General features: G+C 70.1%; 20 protein-coding genes. 15 read left to right on the forward strand and 5 right to left on the reverse strand.

What is annotated here, in order from left to right; all coding sequences use genetic code 11:
• Positions 1-38: 38 nt before the first annotated feature.
• The 5 genes from IV088_RS03170 (at position 39) to IV088_RS03190 (ending at position 4,449) form a co-directional block, all read left to right on the forward strand.
• Positions 39-2,483, forward strand: a complete 2,445-nt coding sequence (locus tag IV088_RS03170) for an AI-2E family transporter (RefSeq protein ID WP_291097606.1) — start codon at positions 39-41, stop codon at positions 2,481-2,483.
• A gap of 241 nt (positions 2,484-2,724) precedes the next feature.
• The gene (locus IV088_RS03175) at positions 2,725-2,886 is read left to right on the forward strand and encodes a DUF1328 domain-containing protein (RefSeq protein WP_236963813.1); all 162 of its coding nucleotides are present in this window, start codon (positions 2,725-2,727) and stop codon (positions 2,884-2,886) included.
• A gap of 71 nt (positions 2,887-2,957) precedes the next feature.
• Positions 2,958-3,380 (forward strand): hypothetical protein, encoded by a 423-nt coding sequence (locus tag IV088_RS03180; RefSeq protein ID WP_291097608.1) that lies wholly within the window; start codon positions 2,958-2,960, stop codon positions 3,378-3,380.
• A gap of 86 nt (positions 3,381-3,466) precedes the next feature.
• The gene (locus IV088_RS03185) at positions 3,467-3,850 is read left to right on the forward strand and encodes a hypothetical protein (protein WP_291097610.1); all 384 of its coding nucleotides are present in this window, start codon (positions 3,467-3,469) and stop codon (positions 3,848-3,850) included.
• Positions 3,847-4,449 carry a hypothetical protein gene (locus IV088_RS03190; RefSeq protein ID WP_291097612.1) on the forward strand — a complete coding sequence of 201 codons (603 nt, stop codon included), beginning with the start codon at positions 3,847-3,849 and terminating at the stop codon, positions 4,447-4,449. Before IV088_RS03185 ends, IV088_RS03190 begins: the two co-directional genes overlap by 4 nt.
• Before the next feature lie 30 nt (positions 4,450-4,479).
• Here IV088_RS03190 and IV088_RS03195 read toward each other — a convergent pair whose 3' ends face one another.
• Complete coding sequence (locus IV088_RS03195; RefSeq protein ID WP_291097614.1) at positions 4,480-5,112, reverse strand: response regulator transcription factor; 633 nt, start codon at positions 5,110-5,112, stop codon at positions 4,480-4,482.
• Positions 5,113-5,361: 249 nt separating this feature from the next.
• Here IV088_RS03195 and IV088_RS03200 point away from each other — a divergent pair, with 249 nt between their 5' ends.
• The 4 genes from IV088_RS03200 to IV088_RS03215 all read left to right on the forward strand — a co-directional run bounded on the left by IV088_RS03200 (position 5,362) and on the right by IV088_RS03215 (position 7,908).
• A complete protein-coding gene (locus IV088_RS03200; protein WP_291097616.1) occupies positions 5,362-5,460 on the forward strand; it encodes a CsbD family protein in 99 nt (32 codons plus the stop codon).
• A 153-nt stretch (positions 5,461-5,613) separates the two neighbouring features.
• Complete coding sequence (locus IV088_RS03205; protein WP_291097618.1) at positions 5,614-6,045, forward strand: BON domain-containing protein; 432 nt, start codon at positions 5,614-5,616, stop codon at positions 6,043-6,045.
• Between the two features lie 47 nt (positions 6,046-6,092).
• Positions 6,093-6,470, forward strand: coding sequence for a response regulator (locus IV088_RS03210; RefSeq protein ID WP_291097620.1), 378 nt, complete (start codon positions 6,093-6,095; stop codon positions 6,468-6,470).
• Positions 6,471-6,534: 64 nt separating this feature from the next.
• The gene (locus IV088_RS03215) at positions 6,535-7,908 is read left to right on the forward strand and encodes a sensor histidine kinase (RefSeq protein WP_291097622.1); all 1,374 of its coding nucleotides are present in this window, start codon (positions 6,535-6,537) and stop codon (positions 7,906-7,908) included.
• Between the two features lie 21 nt (positions 7,909-7,929).
• On the opposite strand, the gene IV088_RS03220 is transcribed toward IV088_RS03215, so the two are convergent.
• Together IV088_RS03220 and IV088_RS03225 are read right to left on the reverse strand one after the other, a co-directional pair.
• Positions 7,930-9,090 (reverse strand): alpha/beta hydrolase, encoded by a 1,161-nt coding sequence (locus IV088_RS03220; protein ID WP_291097624.1) that lies wholly within the window; start codon positions 9,088-9,090, stop codon positions 7,930-7,932.
• A 4-nt stretch (positions 9,091-9,094) separates the two neighbouring features.
• Positions 9,095-9,688 (reverse strand): 5-formyltetrahydrofolate cyclo-ligase, encoded by a 594-nt coding sequence (locus IV088_RS03225; RefSeq protein WP_291097626.1) that lies wholly within the window; start codon positions 9,686-9,688, stop codon positions 9,095-9,097.
• Positions 9,689-9,736: 48 nt separating this feature from the next.
• On the opposite strand from IV088_RS03225, the gene IV088_RS03230 reads away from it, so the two are divergent.
• Together IV088_RS03230 and IV088_RS03235 are read left to right on the forward strand one after the other, a co-directional pair.
• Positions 9,737-11,725, forward strand: coding sequence for a lytic transglycosylase domain-containing protein (locus tag IV088_RS03230; protein WP_291097628.1), 1,989 nt, complete (start codon positions 9,737-9,739; stop codon positions 11,723-11,725).
• Positions 11,722-12,675, forward strand: a complete 954-nt coding sequence (locus IV088_RS03235) for a complex I NDUFA9 subunit family protein (RefSeq protein ID WP_291097630.1) — start codon at positions 11,722-11,724, stop codon at positions 12,673-12,675. Before IV088_RS03230 ends, IV088_RS03235 begins: the two co-directional genes overlap by 4 nt.
• Positions 12,676-12,810: 135 nt before the next feature.
• Here the strand turns inward: IV088_RS03235 and IV088_RS03240 are convergent, their stop codons facing one another.
• Positions 12,811-14,061 carry an OmpP1/FadL family transporter gene (locus IV088_RS03240; protein ID WP_291097632.1) on the reverse strand — a complete coding sequence of 417 codons (1,251 nt, stop codon included), beginning with the start codon at positions 14,059-14,061 and terminating at the stop codon, positions 12,811-12,813.
• Positions 14,062-14,117: 56 nt separating this feature from the next.
• The gene (locus IV088_RS03245; protein ID WP_291097634.1) at positions 14,118-14,696 is read right to left on the reverse strand and encodes a DUF302 domain-containing protein; all 579 of its coding nucleotides are present in this window, start codon (positions 14,694-14,696) and stop codon (positions 14,118-14,120) included.
• 234 nt (positions 14,697-14,930) lie between these two features.
• Here IV088_RS03245 and IV088_RS03250 point away from each other — a divergent pair, with 234 nt between their 5' ends.
• From IV088_RS03250 to IV088_RS03265, 4 genes are all read left to right on the forward strand, one after another.
• Positions 14,931-15,263, forward strand: a complete 333-nt coding sequence (locus tag IV088_RS03250; RefSeq protein WP_291097636.1) for a metal-sensitive transcriptional regulator — start codon at positions 14,931-14,933, stop codon at positions 15,261-15,263.
• Positions 15,264-15,477: 214 nt separating this feature from the next.
• A complete protein-coding gene (locus IV088_RS03255) occupies positions 15,478-16,185 on the forward strand; it encodes a glutathione S-transferase family protein (protein WP_291097638.1) in 708 nt (235 codons plus the stop codon).
• A 27-nt stretch (positions 16,186-16,212) separates the two neighbouring features.
• The gene (locus IV088_RS03260) at positions 16,213-17,106 is read left to right on the forward strand and encodes a PhzF family phenazine biosynthesis protein (RefSeq protein ID WP_291097640.1); all 894 of its coding nucleotides are present in this window, start codon (positions 16,213-16,215) and stop codon (positions 17,104-17,106) included.
• Between the two features lie 56 nt (positions 17,107-17,162).
• A complete protein-coding gene (locus IV088_RS03265) occupies positions 17,163-18,476 on the forward strand; it encodes a multifunctional CCA addition/repair protein (RefSeq protein ID WP_291097660.1) in 1,314 nt (437 codons plus the stop codon).
• Positions 18,477-18,485 lie beyond the last annotated feature (9 nt).

The raw sequence follows: 18,485 nt of genomic DNA on the forward strand, positions 1-18,485 counted from the left end.
CCGGCACAGCGGCCGAACCTCCCCGAGAGCCCCCTGCCGTGAACACCCCCCCGTCGAACCCCGATCCGTCCAAGCCCGCCACGGCCGCGGTCGGCCCGCCACGCGACGCCGACCCGTCGGCCCGCGGCACGGACACCCAGGTGCTGCCGGGGGTGCAGCGCTTCGTCTTCTCCGGCGCGGCCCTGGGCCTGGGCATCCTCGCCCTCCACCACGGCAAGGCGCTGCTCATGCCGCTGGCGTTCGCCGCGCTGCTCGCGTTCGTGATCGACCCGGTGGTGACCTGGCTGCGCCGCTGCTCGGTGCCGCGCGGCCTGGCGGTGGGCGTGGTGCTCACGCTGGCGCTGTCCTTGCTGGTGGGCGCCGGCGCGCTGATGGCCAACCAGGTCAGCGACCTCGGCAACGAGCTGCCCACCTACCGGAAGAACATCCAGAAAAAGCTGCACGACCTGCGGCCGACGGTGGTGCCGTCGGGCACGGTGCGGGAGTTCGGCCGGATTTTCGGCGTGGTCATGGGCGAGTTCGACGCCGCCACCAAGACCCTGGACATGGGCAAGAAGGAGTCGCCGGGCGCCACCCGCGTCACGGTGGACACCAGCGACCGCAGCCCGCTGGAGGTCGCGGTGAACGTGCTGACCACGGTGGGCGTGCAGCTGGCGACCGCCGGCCTGGTCATCATCCTGGTGGTGTTCATGCTGCTGCAGCGCATCGAGCTGCGCGACCGCCTGTTGAGGTTGATGGGCGGCGACCAGCACCAGATGGCCGACGCCCTGTCCGAGTCGGCCGAGAAGGTCAGTCGCTACCTGCTGGCCCAGGTGCTGGTCAACGTGGGTTACGGCATCCCGATGGCGCTGGGCCTGTGGTGGATCGGCGTGCCCGGCGCCTGGCTCTGGGGCGGGCTCGCGGCGCTGCTGCGTTTCATCCCGTTCCTCGGGCCGGCCATCGGCGCCATCTTCCCGCTCGTGCTCGCGTTCGCGGTGGACCCGGGCTGGTCGGTCGTGCTGTGGACGCTGGCCCTGATCCTGGTTCTCGAAGTGATCAGCAACAACGTCGTCGAGCCGCTGGCCTACGGCGGCAGCACGGGCGTGTCGCCGCTGGCGGTGCTGATCTCGGCCGCCTTCTGGGCCACGCTGTGGGGGCCGCTGGGCCTGGTGCTGGCGACGCCGTTGACGGTGTGCCTGGTGGTGGTCGGCCGCCACCTGGCCCCGCTGCGTTTCCTGGAGGTGCTGCTGGGCAGCGAGCCGGTGTTCGACAGCGCCACCCAGCTCTACCACCGGCTCATTTCCGGCGACCTCGACGAGGCGGAGGACATGGCCTACCAGGAGGTGCGGCAGACTTCGCTGGCGCATTTCTACGGCGACACGGCCTTGCCGATGCTGGGGCTGGCCGCGCGCCTGAGCGACGAAGGTGTGACCGCCGCGCACCGCCACCGCCTGCTCGACGGCACGGCGCGTTTCGTGAACGAGCTGCAAGCCGACGACACCGCTGCACAGGCGTCGAACGCCCTGGCGCCGACGCTGCTGTGCGTGGGCCTGCGCACCGAGCTCGACACCCTGTCGGCCGACATGCTGGCGCACGCGCTGGCCCACGCCGGCCTGCGCGCCCGCGCCCTGCCGGTGGCCGCCCTCCAGCAGGGCCGGGCGGATCTGCGCGACGCGGCGTCGGTGGAGGTGGTCTACCTGTGCTCCTTGTCCAAGGCCCCCGACACGCAGGTGCGACTGGTGTGCCGGCGGCTGCGCCGCCACTGGCCGGACGTGGTGGTCCGGCTGGTGGCCTGGCGGGGCGTCGAGGCGCTGGCCGAGCCCGAGCGGCAACAGGCCATCGGGGTGTCGGCCGTGCTGTTCCGGCTGCCGGAGGTGCTGGCGCTGGCCGATCAAGAGCACACCGAAGCGCCGCCCGCGCACGGCGGTGACGGTGACGGTCCGGGTCAGCCTGGCGCCGCCACCGCCCCGACCCCGGTGGAAGCCCGGGAAGAAGCGATCCACCGCAGCGTGCAACGCGCCGCGGCGGTGTTCCGTGTGCCGGTGGTGAGCCTCATGGTGCGCACCGGGGCCACCGAGCTGCGCTGCCTGCTGGCGGGGGACGTGCCCCAGCCCGGCTGGTCCACCGAATCCATGCCGCCCGAGGCCTCGCCACCGGGCCGGCTGCTGGCGGGCGAGAACGACCCGGTGGAGCTGCACCTCGATCCGGCGCAGGCCGGCGCCCAGCACCCGGCGCTGGCGCGGCACCCCTTCTTCGCCGGGAAGCCGGTGCGGGACACCCACGGCGCGGTGCTGGGCCTGCTCGCGGTGCACGCGCCCGCCGGGCACGCACTGGCCCAGGGCGAAGCCGATCTGCTGTCCCAGATGGCCAGGGATCTGGCCCCCGAGGTGCAGGCGCTGATCACGGCACGGTCCGCCGGTGCCCCCCGAGAACCGGAGCAGCCCCAGGCGGACACGGCCATCGGTCTCAGCCTGAGCGCCCGGCTGCACGGCAACGTGGTCTGATACGCCCCCACGCTCCGCCGCTGCGCGGGTCGCTGCCCCCCGAGGGGGCTGATCCGCCTTGGGGCGGCCCGGCGGCGGATCGCTGAGCCCCCACGCTCAGGGTCGCCCTGTCGGCCCAGTCCTACGCCAACCCGTGGGATTGACCGACACCGCCGAGGCCAGCGCGTTCCTAGACTTCATTCATCGCAGCGACAGGCGTTGCGAAGTCCACCACCCCACCGGGGTGATTCAGGAGTTGTCCATGTTGCACTACGCCGTTGTCTTTCTGGTTGTCGCGCTGATCGCCGCGGTGTTGGGCTTTGGTGGCATCGCCGCCAGCGCCGCAGGCATCGCCAAGATCCTGTTCGTGGTCTTCCTGGTGATGGCCGTCGTCAGTTTCCTGTTCGGCTGGCTCAAGCGCTGAACACGGCATCGACGCCGGCCCGCCCACCTCCCACCCTCACCCTCACCCATCCCTCACTCAAGGAGCCCAAGATGAACGCCACCGCCCAACACATCACCGCCGCCGCCCAGGACGTGGCGGACACCGGTGCCCGCGTGGCCGAGGTCGCCGTGTCCCGCGCCGTCGGCAAGGCCGACGAGCTGATGAACGACGCCCAGCGCACCACCGCCGAGACCGAAAAGGCCGTCCAGGCCGGCATCCACCAGCTGCGAGACACCATCCCGTCGACGATCTCCCGCGCCGCCACCTCTGCCGAAGAGCTGGCCCGCGCCGGGATCGAGAAAGCCCGGGCCGCGCGCGCCGCGGTGGCCGACAAGGCGCACCAGTTGAACGAACAGACCACCAGCTACGTGCGCCGGGAACCCACCAAGGCGCTGCTGATCGCCATGGCCGCCGGCGCCGGCGCCACGCTGGCGATCACCTGGGCCACCCGCAACCGCGCCAGCCGCCACTGAACCCGGCCCCCTGCGGGACCACCCGCTTCGGCGGGTGGTCCCGCATCGGTGTGTTGACCTCCCTGCCTGCAGAAAGCGCGCCCGCCGTGATCCACCCCCTTTTCATCAGCCTGGCCCAGCAACCCACGCTGTTCACCGAGCACGCCGACGCCTACGCCGACCTCGCGCTGGCCGAGTGGCAGGGCGTGACGGGCCAGCTGAAGTCGCGCGCGCTGATCTGGGTGGCCACCGCCGTGCTGGGCCTGGTCGGCCTCCTGCTGTTGGGCACCTCGCTGCTGCTGTGGGCGGTGGTGCCGATGGCGTCCATGCCCATGCCCTGGCTCCTGTGGGTCGTGCCCGCGGTGCCGCTGCTGGGCGCGGGCGTGTTCGCGGGGGTCGCGGCCACGCGCCGCGACCCCCCGGCGTTCGAGGCCCTGCGCACGCAGTGGGCGCAGGACATGGCCACGCTGAAAATTCTGGGCGAAGAATGAACACGCCCCCGCCACCGTCACCGTCACCGTCACAGCGCAAGGCCGCGGCGCTCGCGCGGATCGAGGCGTCCCGCGCGCAGCTGATCCTGGCCTTGTCGCCCGAGCCCTCCGGGCGCGAGAGCGCCGCCACGGCGGGTGCCGGTGCCCCCGGCACGAGCGGGTTCCCGGCCGCGCCGTTCGCGGCGCGCCTGCGGCGGCAGGGTGTGGGGCTCGGGCTCTTCAGCGCCGCCCGGACGCTGGCGCGGCGGTGGTGGCGACGGCAGCCCTGGCACGCGCCGGCGGAGCTGGTGGCGTCCGCCGTGGCACAACAGGTCAACCCCATCGTGCGCCGCCACCCCTGGGCCGCGCTGGCGGCCGGTGCGGCGGTCGGCGCCGCCCTGGTGAGCCTGACGCCCTGGGTGTTCGGTGCGGCCAGGAACCGCTGGGCGCCATGGCGCGCCCACCTCGGGGGCATGCTCTGGTCGCAACTGGGGCACGCCTCCGTGCAGATGGCCATGGCCGGGGCGCTCGCGACCTGGATCAGCGACCTGGGCCAACAGGCGCAGCGCTCGCAGGATCGCGAGGCGGGCGCGCCGCCCCCGGACGACCTCCCCACGTAGCGCCGACGCACCCTTGGCCGGGGCCGCGGCCTACTGGATCAGGCCATGGGTCATGGCGTAGTAGGTGAGCTCGCTGTTGCTGCCGAGCTTGAGTTTTTCCAGCACCCGCGTGCGGTAGGTGCTGACCGTCTTGACGCTGAGGAACATGGCCTCGGCCATGCCGCCGATGGTCTCGCCCTTGGCCAGGCGCAGAAACACCTGCAACTCCCGCTCCGAGAGCAGCTCGTGGGCCGGCCGCTCCAGCCCGCCGGCCACCCCTTCGGCCAGCAGCGTGGCCACGGCCTGGCTGATGTACTTGCGCCCCATCGACACCGTGCGGATCGCCTGCACGATCTCTTCGGGGTCGCACTCCTTGTTGAGGTAACCGCTGGCGCCCTGGCGCAGCAGGGTGATGGCGTAGTGCGTCTCGGGGAACCCGCTGAGGATGAGCACGGGCAGCTCGGGCGCCCGCGCCTTGATGGCCTTGAGCGCATCGACACCGCCCTGTTCGGGCATGGAGAGGTCCAGCAGCATCACGTCCAGCTCACCCTGCCGGGCCATTTCGAGCGCCTCGACCCCGTTGCCGGCTTCGCCCGTCACGCGCAGGTCCACGTGCTCGGACAGGAACTGCTTGAGCCCTGCGCGCACGACCTTGTGGTCATCCACGATCCCCACTCGAATCATCCCGTGCCCCCGTGTCTGGTGCGCCTGCGGCGCGCAAAACGCACTGTAGCGCGGGAACGAAATCCCTGCGCGGTCGAACCCGCACCGACACGCCCACGGCACGCCGTCCTACAGGCCAACGCAGCGCCCGCCGACACCGGCCATGCGTCCAAAAACCTACAGTTCCAACACAGCCCGGCGACACCGTTCGCCGCTGTTTTCCGGGGGCTCCCACGGGGCCCGCAACACCACTGACGAAGGAGCACCACCATGAACTGGGACCGCATCGAAGGCAACGGGAAACAACTCAAGGGCCAGGCCATCGAACCATGGGGCCAGCTGACCGACGACTGGTTCAGCAAGCCCTGACCGCCCACCCCATGAACACGCCGGCGGACATTCCAGGGGCTCGCGCGAGCCAGGCCGTGTCAGCCATGTCCTACAACCCCAAGGCAGCGCCACCGATACACTGGGTTCGAACGCCCCACGCGGTCGCGATGCCGTTCCATGAGTCCTCACACCATGTCCACACACACCCCCTTTTCCCTGCCACGCACCGCGCTCGCGGCCCTGGCCGTCGCGGCATTGACCGGCCTCGGCGCCTGCGCGCAGACGGCGCCCGCCCCATCGCCCACCGTCGGCCAGCGGGTCGACAGCGCGATTGAAAAGTCGAAAGAGGTCGCGACCGAGGTCAAGGACAACGCGGTCAATGCCGTCAACACGGTGTCGGCCAAGTCCTCCGACGTGGCCATCACGACCCGCGTCAAGGCCGCGCTGGCGGCCGACTCCGAGCTGAGCGCGCTGGCCATCAACGTCGACACGACCGACGCGGTGGTGTCGCTCTACGGCCCCGCGCCCAGCGCCGAGGCCATCAACCGGGCCACCACCCTGGCCAAGGCGGTGACGGGCGTGGTGGATGTGAAGAACAACCTCACGCTGGTCAAGAAGCCGTAACGCACACGCCACCCACACGCCCCATCCGCTTCCGACGACCACCGACCATGTGCCCCGTTCGCGCCTTCATCGTGGAGGACAACCCCGTCATCCTGAAAGACCTGGTCACCACCCTGGAGGAGCTGACACCGGTGCGTGTGGTCGGCACCGCGCGCACCGAGTCCGACGCGGTGCGGGAACTGGAGCAGCGCAAGGAAGACCTGGACCTGGTCATCGTGGACATCTTCCTCGCATCGGGGAGCGGCCTGGGGGTGCTGGCGCGCGCCCAGGCGCTGAACCTGCCGATGCGCCGGGTGGTGCTGACCAACTACCCTTCTCCCGACATGCGGCAGCGCTGCGCGGCCCTCGGCGCCGACCGGCTCTTCGACAAATCCCGCGAGCTGGACGAGCTGATCACCTACTGCGAAGGCATGCCCGGCGCCTGATCGCACCCCCCGCCCCGGTGAGCTACCCTTGCACCCCCTTCACCCTGGCCGGCCGGCCCCGATCATGAGCCTGGAAGACACCGCCCCCGGAAAGCTGCGCTCCACCATCGAATGGGTGGCGCGCGGCCGTTACCTGATGCCCATCGTGGTGGTGGTGGGCGTGGTGGCCATGGGCATCAACGAGTCCACCTACCAGCACTCCCACCGCACCCTGTCCATCGGCATCGCGCTCACCGACGCGCGCATCCGGTCGGCCGAAGCGCTGCAGGCCCTGACGGACACGGACCTGCACGCCCGGTCGTACCTCATGTCGAAGGCCCCGCAGGAGCTCGCCAAGTACCGGGAGACCCTGCAGCGCCTCGACCACCTGAAAAACAGCGCCGTGGCGCTGGTGCGCCAGATGGACCCCGACAGCACCATCTCGCTCGAACGGGTGGAGCGGCTGCTGGCCGACCACGTGCGTGGCACCGATGCCTGGGTGGAGGCGTTTGAGCGCGGCGACACCGCGAAGGCCACCGCCGCGTCCATCAGCGCCATCACGCGCAAGCGCCGGGACGAGTTGCGCGAGGAGTTCGACCTGGTGCTGCAGAAATCGGGCGCCATCCAGGAGACCGCCCGCTATTCGCTGTACCAGGCGCTGTCGCTGAACCGCCTGGCCATCCACCTGCTGGCGCTGGGCACCGCGCTGGCGCTGTTCTACTTCCAGCGCCTGCTGCGCGAGGAAGACCGCAAGCTGGCCCGGGAACGGCTGCTGCTGGCCGACCGCGTGAAAGAGCGGACCGCCGAACTCACCGAGATGGCCACGCACCTGGTCAACGCCCGGGAAGACGAACGGGCCCACGTCGCGCGCGAGCTGCACGACGAGATGGGCGGTCTGCTGACGGCGATGAAACTGGAATTCGCCCGGTTGCGCCGCCTGCCCGACATGCCGGAGAAAGCCACCGAACGCCTGGTGTCGCTGGAAACGCGCCTCAACGAAGGCATCGCGATCAAGCGCCGCATCATCGAAAACCTGCGCCCCTCGTCGCTGGACCAGCTGGGCCTCGTGGCGGCGCTGGACATGCTGTGCCGCGACATGGCCGGCGTGCTGGGCAAACCGGTGGTGACCGAGCTGCAGCCCGTCGCCGTGGACCGCGGTGCCGAGCTGACCCTGTTCAGGGTCGCACAGGAATCGCTGACCAACATCGGCAAATACGCGCAGTGCGCCCGTGTGCAGGTGCGCCTGAAACAGGTCGGCCAGGCGGTGCAGCTCTCGGTGCAGGACGATGGCCAGGGCTTTTCACCCGCCCGCGTGCCCCACGGGCGCCACGGTCTGAGCGGCATGCGGGTGCGCATGGAATCGCACGGCGGGCGCCTGACGGTCCTCAGCATGCCGGGACATGGCACCACCATCACCGCCGAACTGCCCGCGACACAGGCCGCGCCGGCGCCCGTCTGACGGCGTTCTCACCCCCGGCCGTCAACCCGGCTGGCGCGCGACCCAGTCGCTCACCAGCTGCACCGACACCTGCAAGGGCACCGGCTGGCCCTGGAAGTAGTGGTTGGCGCCGGGGATCACGTGCATCTCCTTGTCGGCGCTGCCGGCCGCGGCAAACATGAGGCCGATGTCGGGTTGCGGCACGGCGTCGTCGGCCCCGTGCTCGATCGCCAGCAGAGGCACGCTGATCTGGCGCGCGCAGGCTTCGCCGTCGGCGCGCGAGTCGTCGATGGACCACTGCGAGAGCCAGGAGCGCAGCGTCGAAAAGCGCGCCATGCCCACCGGCCCGCTGTTCACGGTTTCCGGCACGCCCAGGTAACAGCGGCCCACGGGGCGGCCATTGGGGTCGATGGAACCGTCAAGGAAGCGCGGGTCGGCCAGGGTGCGGTGCGTGACGAAACCGCGCTCCAGCTCGGCACCGCCCCGGCGCCGCAGGTCTTCGAGCGTGTCCTTCACGCGCGCCGTGATGCGCTGCACGCGCGCCAGCTGGGCCGCGCGGTAGGCCGCCAGCCAGTCGGCCGGGTACGGCGCGTTGAAGGGCAGCGACGGCGCATACAGATCGAAGGAGGGATTGCGCTGGTCCGGGTCGGCCTCGTCGATCACGGAAGGGTCGATCCAGTCGCGCAGGCACTGGGCGCGCGAGCGGTGTGCGGCCTCCAGCACCACGCCGTCGGCCGGGATCAGGCCCGCCCCCACGATGTCCACCGGGTCGCCCGCCGGCGTCTGGTTGATCGTCGGGTGCTCGGCCTGCGACTGGTAGAAAAGCGCCAGCGAACCGCCGCCCGACCAGCCCATGAGGATCACGCGCTGGAAGCCCAGCACCTCCTTGGCGTGGCGCACGCAGGCGCCCATGTCGAGCACCACCTTCTCCATGATCAGCGCGGTGTCGTTCTTGGCGTAGCGGCTGGCCATGCACAGCACCGGGTAACCGGCCGCCGCCAGCGCGGGCGGCAGGGGCAGCAGCTGCAGCGTGGAGCTCGGGTGCATCATCAGGAACACCACGTCGCGCGAGGCGCCGGGCGCGCTGATCAGCAGGCCTTCCAGGTTGACCGCGCCCTGGCTGCCGGAAAAACCGTAGGTTTCGGTGAAGGCGTTGGTTTCGCGGTAGGCGATGTGCACCCACTGGTGCGTCAGGCCGCTCACCGCGTCACCCGCTCACGGGCCACATCACACCGGTGTCGGCCAGGATCGCGTCCAGCGGCACGTCGTGCGACTCGGGTGCCAGGTCGGGCAGGTAGGAGAAGTCGTAACCCAGGCCCACGGTGAAGGGCTTGGGCTGAAGCGAGGCCAGTGTGCGGTCGTAGAAACCACCGCCGTAGCCCAGCCGGTAACCGCCGGGGCCGTAACCCACGCAGGGCACGAAGATCAGCGTGGGTTCGATGATCTCGGTGTCTTTCGGTTTCGGGATGCCGTAGGCGTCTTCTTCCATGGGGCAGCCGGGGAACCAGCTGTAGAACGTGAGGGTCTTATCGACCTTGTTGACCACCGGCAGCCCGATGCGGCGGTGCTTCTGGGCGCCTTGGGCGTCTTCTTCGAGCCCCGCCTCCTGCCAGCGGAACAGCGCCGGCAACGGGTCGAATTCACCCTTGATGGGCCAGTAGGCACCGATCACCGCGTCGGGCCGGTGGATCAGCCAGACGCGCATCACGCGCTGCAACAGGTCGTTGCGCCAGGCCCGGTCGGCCAGGTTCTGGCGCTTCTCGATCAGTTGTTTGCGCCAGGCGGGTTTGGGTCCATCCAAAGGCCGAATGGTTGCAGGTTGAACGTCTTTGTTGTCCATAATCGCCGCATGAAACTGGTGATCCTGAAACAGGGTCTTGTGCCCATTATGGCCGCGCTGCTGATGCAGGGCGCCGCATGGGCACAAGGCGGTGCCGATGCGGCCCTGCTCGACATGCACGACGCCTTCCGGCGCAACCACACGCAGGCGCTCAGCGCCCTGCTGCCCCGGGTGCGCGGCCATGTGCTTGAACCCATGGCCATCTACTGGGACGCCAAGGCCCGGCTGGAGACCGCCAGCCCCGACGAGGTGCGTGCGGCGATGGCCAGCATGGCAGGCACCTACTGGGAAGACCGTCTGCGCAACGACTGGCTGCTGCGCCTGGGCAAGCAGCGCGACTGGCTGAACTTCGAAGCCGAGCTGCCGCGCTACCGCATGAACGACGACCGGCAGGTGCGGTGTTATGCGCTGATGCTCGACGCCGTGGCGCGACGCAAGCCGGCCGACGACGCGGCCCGGCAGGTCGCGCCGCTCTGGCACGCCCAGCGCGAGGCCGACGACGGCTGCGCCACCGCGGCCAAGGCTTTTGTCGACAGCGGCCACCTCAAGCCCGAGGTGGTCTGGCAGCGCGCCCGCCTGGCGATGGAGAGCAACCGCCCCGCGGTCGTGACCCAGGCCGTGGCCCTGTTGAACCCGGACTGGATCGGCATGGTCAGCGCCATCGCCGTGGACCCCGCGCGTTACCTCGACGAGAAGTTCACCGCCATCCGTCCCCGCACCAAGGAGCTGGTCACACTGGCCATCATCCGCCTGGCCAGCCTCGACACCGCGGCCGCGGCGCGCGAGATGGAGCACATGCGCTGGAAAACGCAACTCACGAACGAAGAGCGCAGCTGGCTCTGGGGCGTGATCGGCAAGCGCCTGGCCCAGACCCCGCAGGGACCGGCGCTGGCCGCCTTCGTCAACGGTGAGGACCGGTTCATGCACGCCGACCACCTGGCCTGGAAAGCGCGCGCGGGTCTGCGCGCCGGCGCCTGGGGCCACGTGCGCGACGCGATCGCGGCCATGGACGAGCCCCAGCGCAGCGAGCCCACCTGGGTCTACTGGCGCGCGCGCGCACTGCAGGCGCTCAAGGAGCCCGACGCGCTGACCGCCCAGACCCAGGCCCGCGCGCTCTACGAATCCATCGCCTCGACCCGGGGCTACCACGAGCAGCTGGCCATGGAAGAGCTGGGGCGGCCCATTGCCACGCCACCCGCGCCCGCCCCGCTGACCCCCCAGGAACTGGCCTGGCTGCAGGCCCACCCCGGCCTGCAGCGGGCGCTGGCCGCGATCCGCCTGGGCCTGCGCAGCGAAGGCGTGCGCGAGTGGAACTACAGCACCAACCTGCACACGGCCGGCGGCATGAGCGACCGCGAGCTGCTGGCCGCCGCTGCGCTGGCCTGCCAGAACGAGCTGTGGGACCGCTGCATCAACACCAGCGAGCGCACCCGCGACTTGCAGGACAACACCCAGCGCTTCCCGATGCCGCACCGCGCGCTGGTGCTCCGGCGCGCGGCCGAGATCGGGCTCGACCCGGCCTACGTCTATGGCCTGATCCGGCAGGAGAGCCGCTTCGTCACCGATGCGCGTTCGGGCGTGGGTGCCTCGGGCCTGATGCAGGTGATGCCCGCCACCGCCCGCTGGACCGCGCGCAAGATCGGCCTGACCGACTTCCAGTCGCACCAGATCACCGACCGCGACACCAACATCCTGATCGGCACCGCTTACCTGAAGTTCGCGCTCGACGACCTCGAAGGCTCGCTCCCGCTGGCCGCCGCCGCCTACAACGCCGGCCCTGGCCGCGCGCGGGCCTGGCGCGAGGGCGCCGCGCTCCCGGGCGAAATCTGGGCCGAGAACATCCCGTTCGAAGAGACCCGCGACTACGTCAAGAAGGTGCTCGCCAACACCACCAGCTACGCGGCCCTGATCACCGGCCAGCCGCAGTCGCTGCGCGCGCGCATGGGCGTGGTCGGCCCGGCGATCGACCCGAACGCCATCAACAAAGAGCTGCCTTGAACAACATCCTGGTCCTCGGCGGCACCGGCTTCGTCGGTCGCCATGTGTGCGAAAAAATCCAGCGCGAAGGCTGGTGCAGCACGGTGCCGACGCGGCGCGCCCTCAACGCGGCGGCGGTGCAACACCTGCCGTGCCTGACCGTGATCGAGGCCGACGTGCACGACGAAGCCAGCCTGCGGCGACTGCTGCCGGGGCACGACGCGGTGGTCAACCTCGTGGCCATCCTGCACGGCAACGAGGCCTCGTTCGAGCGCGCCCATGTGACCCTGCCCACCACCCTGGCGCGCGCCTGCCACGCCACGGGCGTGCGGCGGCTGGTGCATTTGAGCGCACTGGGTGTGGCGCTCGACAGCCCGTCCATGTACCAGCGCAGCAAGGCGCGGGGCGAAGAGGCCCTGCGCAGCGCCGGGCTGGAGCTCAGCATCCTGCGGCCCAGCGTCATCCTTGGCGCCGGTGACCGTTTTCTGAACCTGTTTGCGCAATTGCAGGCGGTGTTCCCGGTGGTGCCGCTGGCCGCATCGGGCGCGCGTTTCCAGCCGGTGTGGGTGGAGGACGTGGCCAGCGCGGTGATCGCCTGCCTGCGCGACAGCGGCCTGCCGATGAGCAGCGTGGGCCAGACCTTCGACTGCGCCGGGCCCGAGGTGCTGACCCTGGCCGAGCTGGTGCGCATCGCCGGCGAATTCGGCAGCCGCGCCCGGCCGGTGCTGCCCCTGCCGACGGCGCTGGGCCAGCTGCAGGCGCGCCTGATGGAGCTGATGCCCGGCGAGCCGCTCATGAGCCGCGACAACCTCGCGGCCATGCAGGTGGACAACGTCGCCAACGGGCAGTGGCCGGGGCTGTCGTCCCTGGGCATCACGCCCGCCTCGGTGCGGGCCGTGGCGCCGACCTACCTCGGTCAGCGCGGTGGCCGCAGCCACCTGGACGGGTTCCGTCGCGGCCTGCGCCGTTGAGACTGCGTCGAAAAGAATGGCGCCGGAGCGCCACCTGTGAGCATGAGACGGTGCCGCCCAGGGCACAGCCGGGCTGGCTTTGCCAGACGGCCAGTGCCGCCCCCTCAGGGGGTAGCGCGAAGCGCTGCGGGGGATTTAGAACCTCGTGGCCCACTGCACGCCCAGGGCCGTCTGGCGCATGCTGACGGACTCGGTGCCACCCAGCATCGACGGGCCGGTGACCTTCACGCGCGGCGCGTACATGAACGACCAGCTGAGTTCCGTGTCCTTGGCCAGCGCATGGGTCGCACCCAGCGTGAAGTGCGACTTCATGACGCCCGGCGCCAGGATGTTGGGTGTGATGTTGGCCGAGGTGACCGGGTTGTCGCTGCGCGTGTAACCCGCGCGCAGCGTCAGCTGCGGGCCCGCCTGCCATTGCGCGCCGAGCTTGAACACGTCAATGTTCTTCCAGCCGAAGCCGCCGCCCGGCGAACCGCCCAGTGGGCCGGCCGTGGCGGCGTTGCCGATCGCGGGCACGTCGCCATAGCCGATGCGCTGGTAGTCGGCCGCCAGCGTCAGGTTCGACGTGGCTTTCACCGCCACGCCCACGCTCAGGTTCTCCGGGATGTCGAAGTCGCCACCGTTGGCGAACAGGCCGGCGTATTCCTTGAAGCGGCCCATGTTGACCTTGGGCGAGTACGAAGCGCCCACGCTCACGCTGTCGGACAGCTGGCCCATGTAGCCCAGGCGCAGACCGATGCCCGAGCTGTAGGCGTAACCACTGCCCGTCAGCTTGCCTGCGTCCACCGACATGGGAGAGAAACCTTCCAGGCCATACGCCTTGAACGCCTGGTACACCAGCAGGGGCGACACGCCGATGCTGTGTTTCGGGTGGAGCTTGTACGCCACCGTGGGCGCCACCACCAGCTGGATCAGGTCAACCCCCAGGTCCCCCGAACCGCACAGGGCGTTGGCCGGGCCTTGTCCGCAGTTGAGCTGGCCGCCGGGGTAGGTGGTGTTCATGCCGCCGTTGCCGTAGACCGTGACGCCCGCGGCCATGTCGCTGGACAGCACCTGGTTGTAGCCAAATTCCGGGTTCAGGAACTCGCGCTTGCCGCTGCGCACCGAGGTGTCGAGCATGCCGCCGGTCCCCGTGCGCGACATCTCGCGGTCGGGCATGAACAGGTCCGCGCCCAGGTCCATGCGGCCGCCCACGAAGGCCGCAGACGCCGGGTTGTTGGCGCCCGCGAAAGCGTCCTGGGCCATGGCGGTGGCGGCGCCGCCCATGCCCTTGGCCTTGATGCCGTAGCCGTGAGAGAAGTAGCCGTCGGTGGCATGGGCGGGCGCCAGGGCGCCACCGATGGCGAGCAAGGCGGCGGCGCGCACGGCGCGGTGGGAACAGTGCATGGGGGTGTCTCCGTTGTTGTGTGGGGGGGGAATCTGTCTGGGCGCTGGTGTTCAGGTCAGAACTCGCCCTTGGAGGCGCGCTGCATCATGGTCCAGATGGTGTCGCGCACGGCCTGCGCTTCTTCCTTCAGCGGCGAGGGCAGCTTGCGGCCCATCTTGACCATCATGTCCATGTTGAGGGTGTAGAGCCACAGGCTGCCGTCGTCGTGCTCCACCACGCTGATGCGGCACGGCAGGTAGGCCGCCATGTGCGGGCTGAAGTCCACCATCTTTCGGGCGGTGGCCGGGCTGCAGTAGGAGTACACCGTCAGCAGCTTTTCCTTCTTGCCCGAGCGGGCCTCCAGCTCCCTGGACAGGGGCAGCACGCCCACGTCGCGCATGTTGCGTTCCACGGCCACGAGCTTCAGGATCTCTTCCACGTCTTTGGCGCTCACGCCGGGCTGGACCTTGGCTTCCCAGGTGGTGGCCACCGCGATGTCGCCGTTGCCGTCGATCCAGCGGTCCCACATGCGGGACGCCTCGGCACCCGCACCATCTTCCAGCTTGCCCATGGTGGACATCGTCCCGCAACCGGTGGTGGCGAACAGGGTGGCGGCCAGGGCCAGGCCCAGAGAGAAGCGTTTCCAGATCTGCATGAAATGTTCCTTGAGGTAGGGGGGTGTTCGGCTGAGGCAGACCGAGGCGTCGGGCCTTGACTTTTCTCAACCGCTAACACCCTCCACCGTATCCATGCATTCGAATATCGTCATTGGTGACTACCCTAGGGGGTAGGGTATACATGACGGATGTGAATCGCTGGCCAACCGGCAAGTTGCCCGGGGTTTCGAATTTTTGGCACACTCCACCCGACTCACCACACGGGACACTCCATGGCCACCACCCCCGCCAAATCCAAGCCAGCCGCCACCGCCACCCCCCCGCTGTCGGCCGCGGCCACCTTCCGCTCCGAACACCAGCGCGATGTGGTCAACCGGCTCAAGCGCATCGAAGGACAGGTGCGCGGCCTGATCGACATGGTGGAGGGTGGCCGCCCCTGCGAAGACGTGGCGCAGCAGATGTCGGCCGCGCGCAAGGCCATGGACAAGGCCTTCTACCGGATGATGGCCTGCTCGGTGATGGAGGCGGTGTCGGTGTCGGCGTCCGAAGACGAGACGCTGCGCGAGGTCGAGCGCTCGACGCGGATTCTTGAAAAGTACGCATAACACGGACTCCCCCCGCAGCGCTTCGCGCTACCCCCCAGGGGGCGATGCGAGTGGCCCGGCAAAGCCGGTTCCACCGCATCCTGGGTCAGTGCATGTCTCGCCGGAGGCTGCTGGGCCTCACCGCCCTGCGCTCGAATCAATACCGCGGTTTTTTGGCATCAATGCCTCGCCGGCCGTGGCTTAGCATGGGCTCCTTCACACGGAGATTTCCCCCATGGCACTGCAGCTCTTCATCGGCAACAAAAACTATTCGTCCTGGTCCATGCGCCCCTGGGTGCTGATGACGCAGGCTGGCATTCCTTTTGAGGAGGTGATGGTGCGCTTCGACTCGTTCGAAGCGGACTCCAGCTTCAAGAAGCACCTGCGCGGCGTGAACCCGGTGGGCAAGGTGCCGGTGCTGGTCGATGACGGTTTCGCGGTCTGGGACACGCTGGCGATCGCCGAGTACCTGGCCGAGCGCTTTCCCGAGAAGACCTTGTGGCCGACCGACCCGAAGCAGCGCGCCCGTGCGCGCAGCGTCTGCGCAGAAATGCACAGCGGCTTTGGCGCGCTGCGCAGCCACTGCCCGATGAACATCGAGGCCTCGCTGCCCGACACCGGCCGCCTGATCTGGCGCGACCAGGCGGGCGTGCGCGCCGACCTGGCGCGGCTCAGCGGCCTCTGGGGCGAGCTGCTCGCGGCCCAGCCCGCGACCCTGCCCGACGGCAGCGGCCCGCTGCTGTTCGGCGCGTTCAGCATCGCCGACGCCTACTTCGCGCCGGTGTGCATGCGGCTGAAGACCTACGGTCTGCCGCTGGCCGCCGACCTGCAGGCCTACGTGGACCGCGTGGCCGCGCTGCCGGGGGTGAAGGCCTGGATCGACGGCGCGCTGGCCGAACACGACTTCCTCGATTTCGAAGAGCCCTACCGCCTGGGGCGCTGAGCGACCGCCGCGTCAGGCAGCATGGCCATGGGCATCACCGTTCAAACCGTCAACGCCTTCGTCGACAACCAGGCGGCGCCAGACACCGGGGGCAACCCCGCGGGGGTCGTGCTGGCGGCCGACGGGCTCGACGCGCACCAGCGCCAGGCATTGGCCGCGCACCTGGGGTTGTCCGAAACCGTCTTCGTCGGTGCATCGGCGACCGCCACGCGCCGGCTGGAGTTCTTCACGCCGACCCAGCAGATCGCCCACTGCGGCCACGCCACCATCGCCGCTTTCTGGCTGATGCAGCACCTGGGGCAGGTGCGCGACGGGGTGCACAGCAAGGAAACCATCGACGGCCACCGCGCCATCCTCATCGAAGGCACGCGCGTGGCCATGGAACAACGCGCGCCCACGTACACCGAGCTGACCACGGACACCCAGCGACAGCAGGTGCTGGACGCCCTGCAACTGCAGGCCGACGACCTGATCGCGGGGCCGCCGCCCGCGGTGGTGCACACGGGCAATGCCTTCCTGGTGGTGGGCATGCGCAGCCGCGAGCGCCTGGCCGCCATCCAGCCCCAACTGGAGCGGATTCACCACCTCAGCGACACCCATGACCTGATCGGGTTTTACGTGTTCTGCCTGCAGCCCGACCTGCCGGGCCGTCACGCCGCCGCGCGCATGTTCGCGCCGCGTTATGGCATCGACGAGGAAGCGGCCACCGGCATGGCCGCCGGGCCATTGGCCTGCTGGCTGCACGACCGGCTGGGCATGGCACAACGCCGCTTCTTGCTGGAACAGGGCCGCCTCATGCCCCATCCGTCCCCCAGCCTGATCGAGGTGTCGCTGGACATCGGTGCTGCGGGCATGGAGCGCCTGTGGGCCGGTGGCACCGCGCGCCTGACCGGGACGCAGCAGCTCGCCCTGGGTGCCTGAAGGGCCTCATCCCCCCGGGCCCCGAAGACCCGGCCGGCGCCCCTACACTTGGCGCGATGGAGATCTACCTTGTTGGCGGGGCGGTGCGCGATGCCCTCATGAGCCCCCGAAGTGACGCGTCCGAGCCGTCCCACGTGGACCGCGACTGGGTCGTGGTCGGGGCCACGCCCGAGGCCATGGTGCAGCAGGGCTTTCTGCCCGTGGGCCACGACTTCCCGGTGTTCCTGCACCCCGACACCCGCGAGGAATACGCGCTCGCGCGCACCGAGCGCAAGACCGCCCCGGGCTACCAGGGCTTCGCCTTCCACGCCGACCCCAGCGTCACGCTGGAAGACGATCTGGCGCGGCGCGACCTCACCATCAATGCCATGGCGGTGACCCTGCGCGATGCCGACGACCCGGCCCGGGCGACCCTGATCGACCCCCATGGTGGCCTGCGCGACCTGCGCTCGCGCGTGCTGCGCCACGTGACCCACGCCTTCGCCGAAGACCCGGTGCGCATCCTGCGCGTGGCGCGTTTTGCCGCCCGCTTCCCGGACTTTTCGGTCGCGCCCGGCACCCTGGCCCTGATGCGCCAGATGGTCGATGACGGCGAGGTGGACCACCTGGTCCCCGAACGGGTCTGGCAGGAACTCTCGCGCGGGCTGATGGAGCAGCGGCCGAGCCGCATGTTCGAGGTGCTCAGGGAATGCGGCGCGCTGGTGCGGCTGCTGCCCGAGGTGGACCGGCTCTGGGGCGTGCCGCAACGCGCGGACCACCACCCCGAGATCGACACCGGCGTGCACCTGATGATGGTGCTCGACATGAGCGCACGCCTGGGCGCGGGCCTGCCGGTGCGTTTCGCCTGCCTGTGCCACGACCTGGGCAAGGGCACGACGCCCGCCGACATCCTGCCGCGCCACCTCGGCCATGAAGAGCGCAGTGCCAACCTGCTGCGCGGCGTGTGCGACCGCTGGCGCGTGCCGCGCGAGAGCCGCGAGCTGGCCGACGTGGTGGCGCGCGAGCACGGCCACATCCACCGCAGCGGCGACCTGGGCGCGGCGGCGCTGGTGCGGCTGCTGGAGCGCTGCGACGCGCTGCGGCGCCCGGCGCGGTTTGTCGAGGTGCTGCTGGCCTGCGAATGCGATGCGCGCGGGCGCCTCGGCCACAGCGAGAGCGCCTACCCCCAGAGCGCCCGGCTGGGTGGCGTGCTGGCGGCGGCGCAATCCGTCGACACCGCGGGGATTGCCCGCGCCGCCCTGCAGCCCGTTGCCCATCCGGACCACAATGCACAGGTCAGCGCGCAGGCGGCGGGCGAACGCATCGCCCATGCCATCCACCAGGCGCGTTGCCGCGCCGTGGCCCAGTCGCTGAATCTGGAGCACCCCTAGGAGCCCGAC

The organism is Hydrogenophaga sp., assembly GCF_018780075.1.
Classification (GTDB): Bacteria; Pseudomonadota; Gammaproteobacteria; order Burkholderiales; family Burkholderiaceae_C; genus Hydrogenophaga.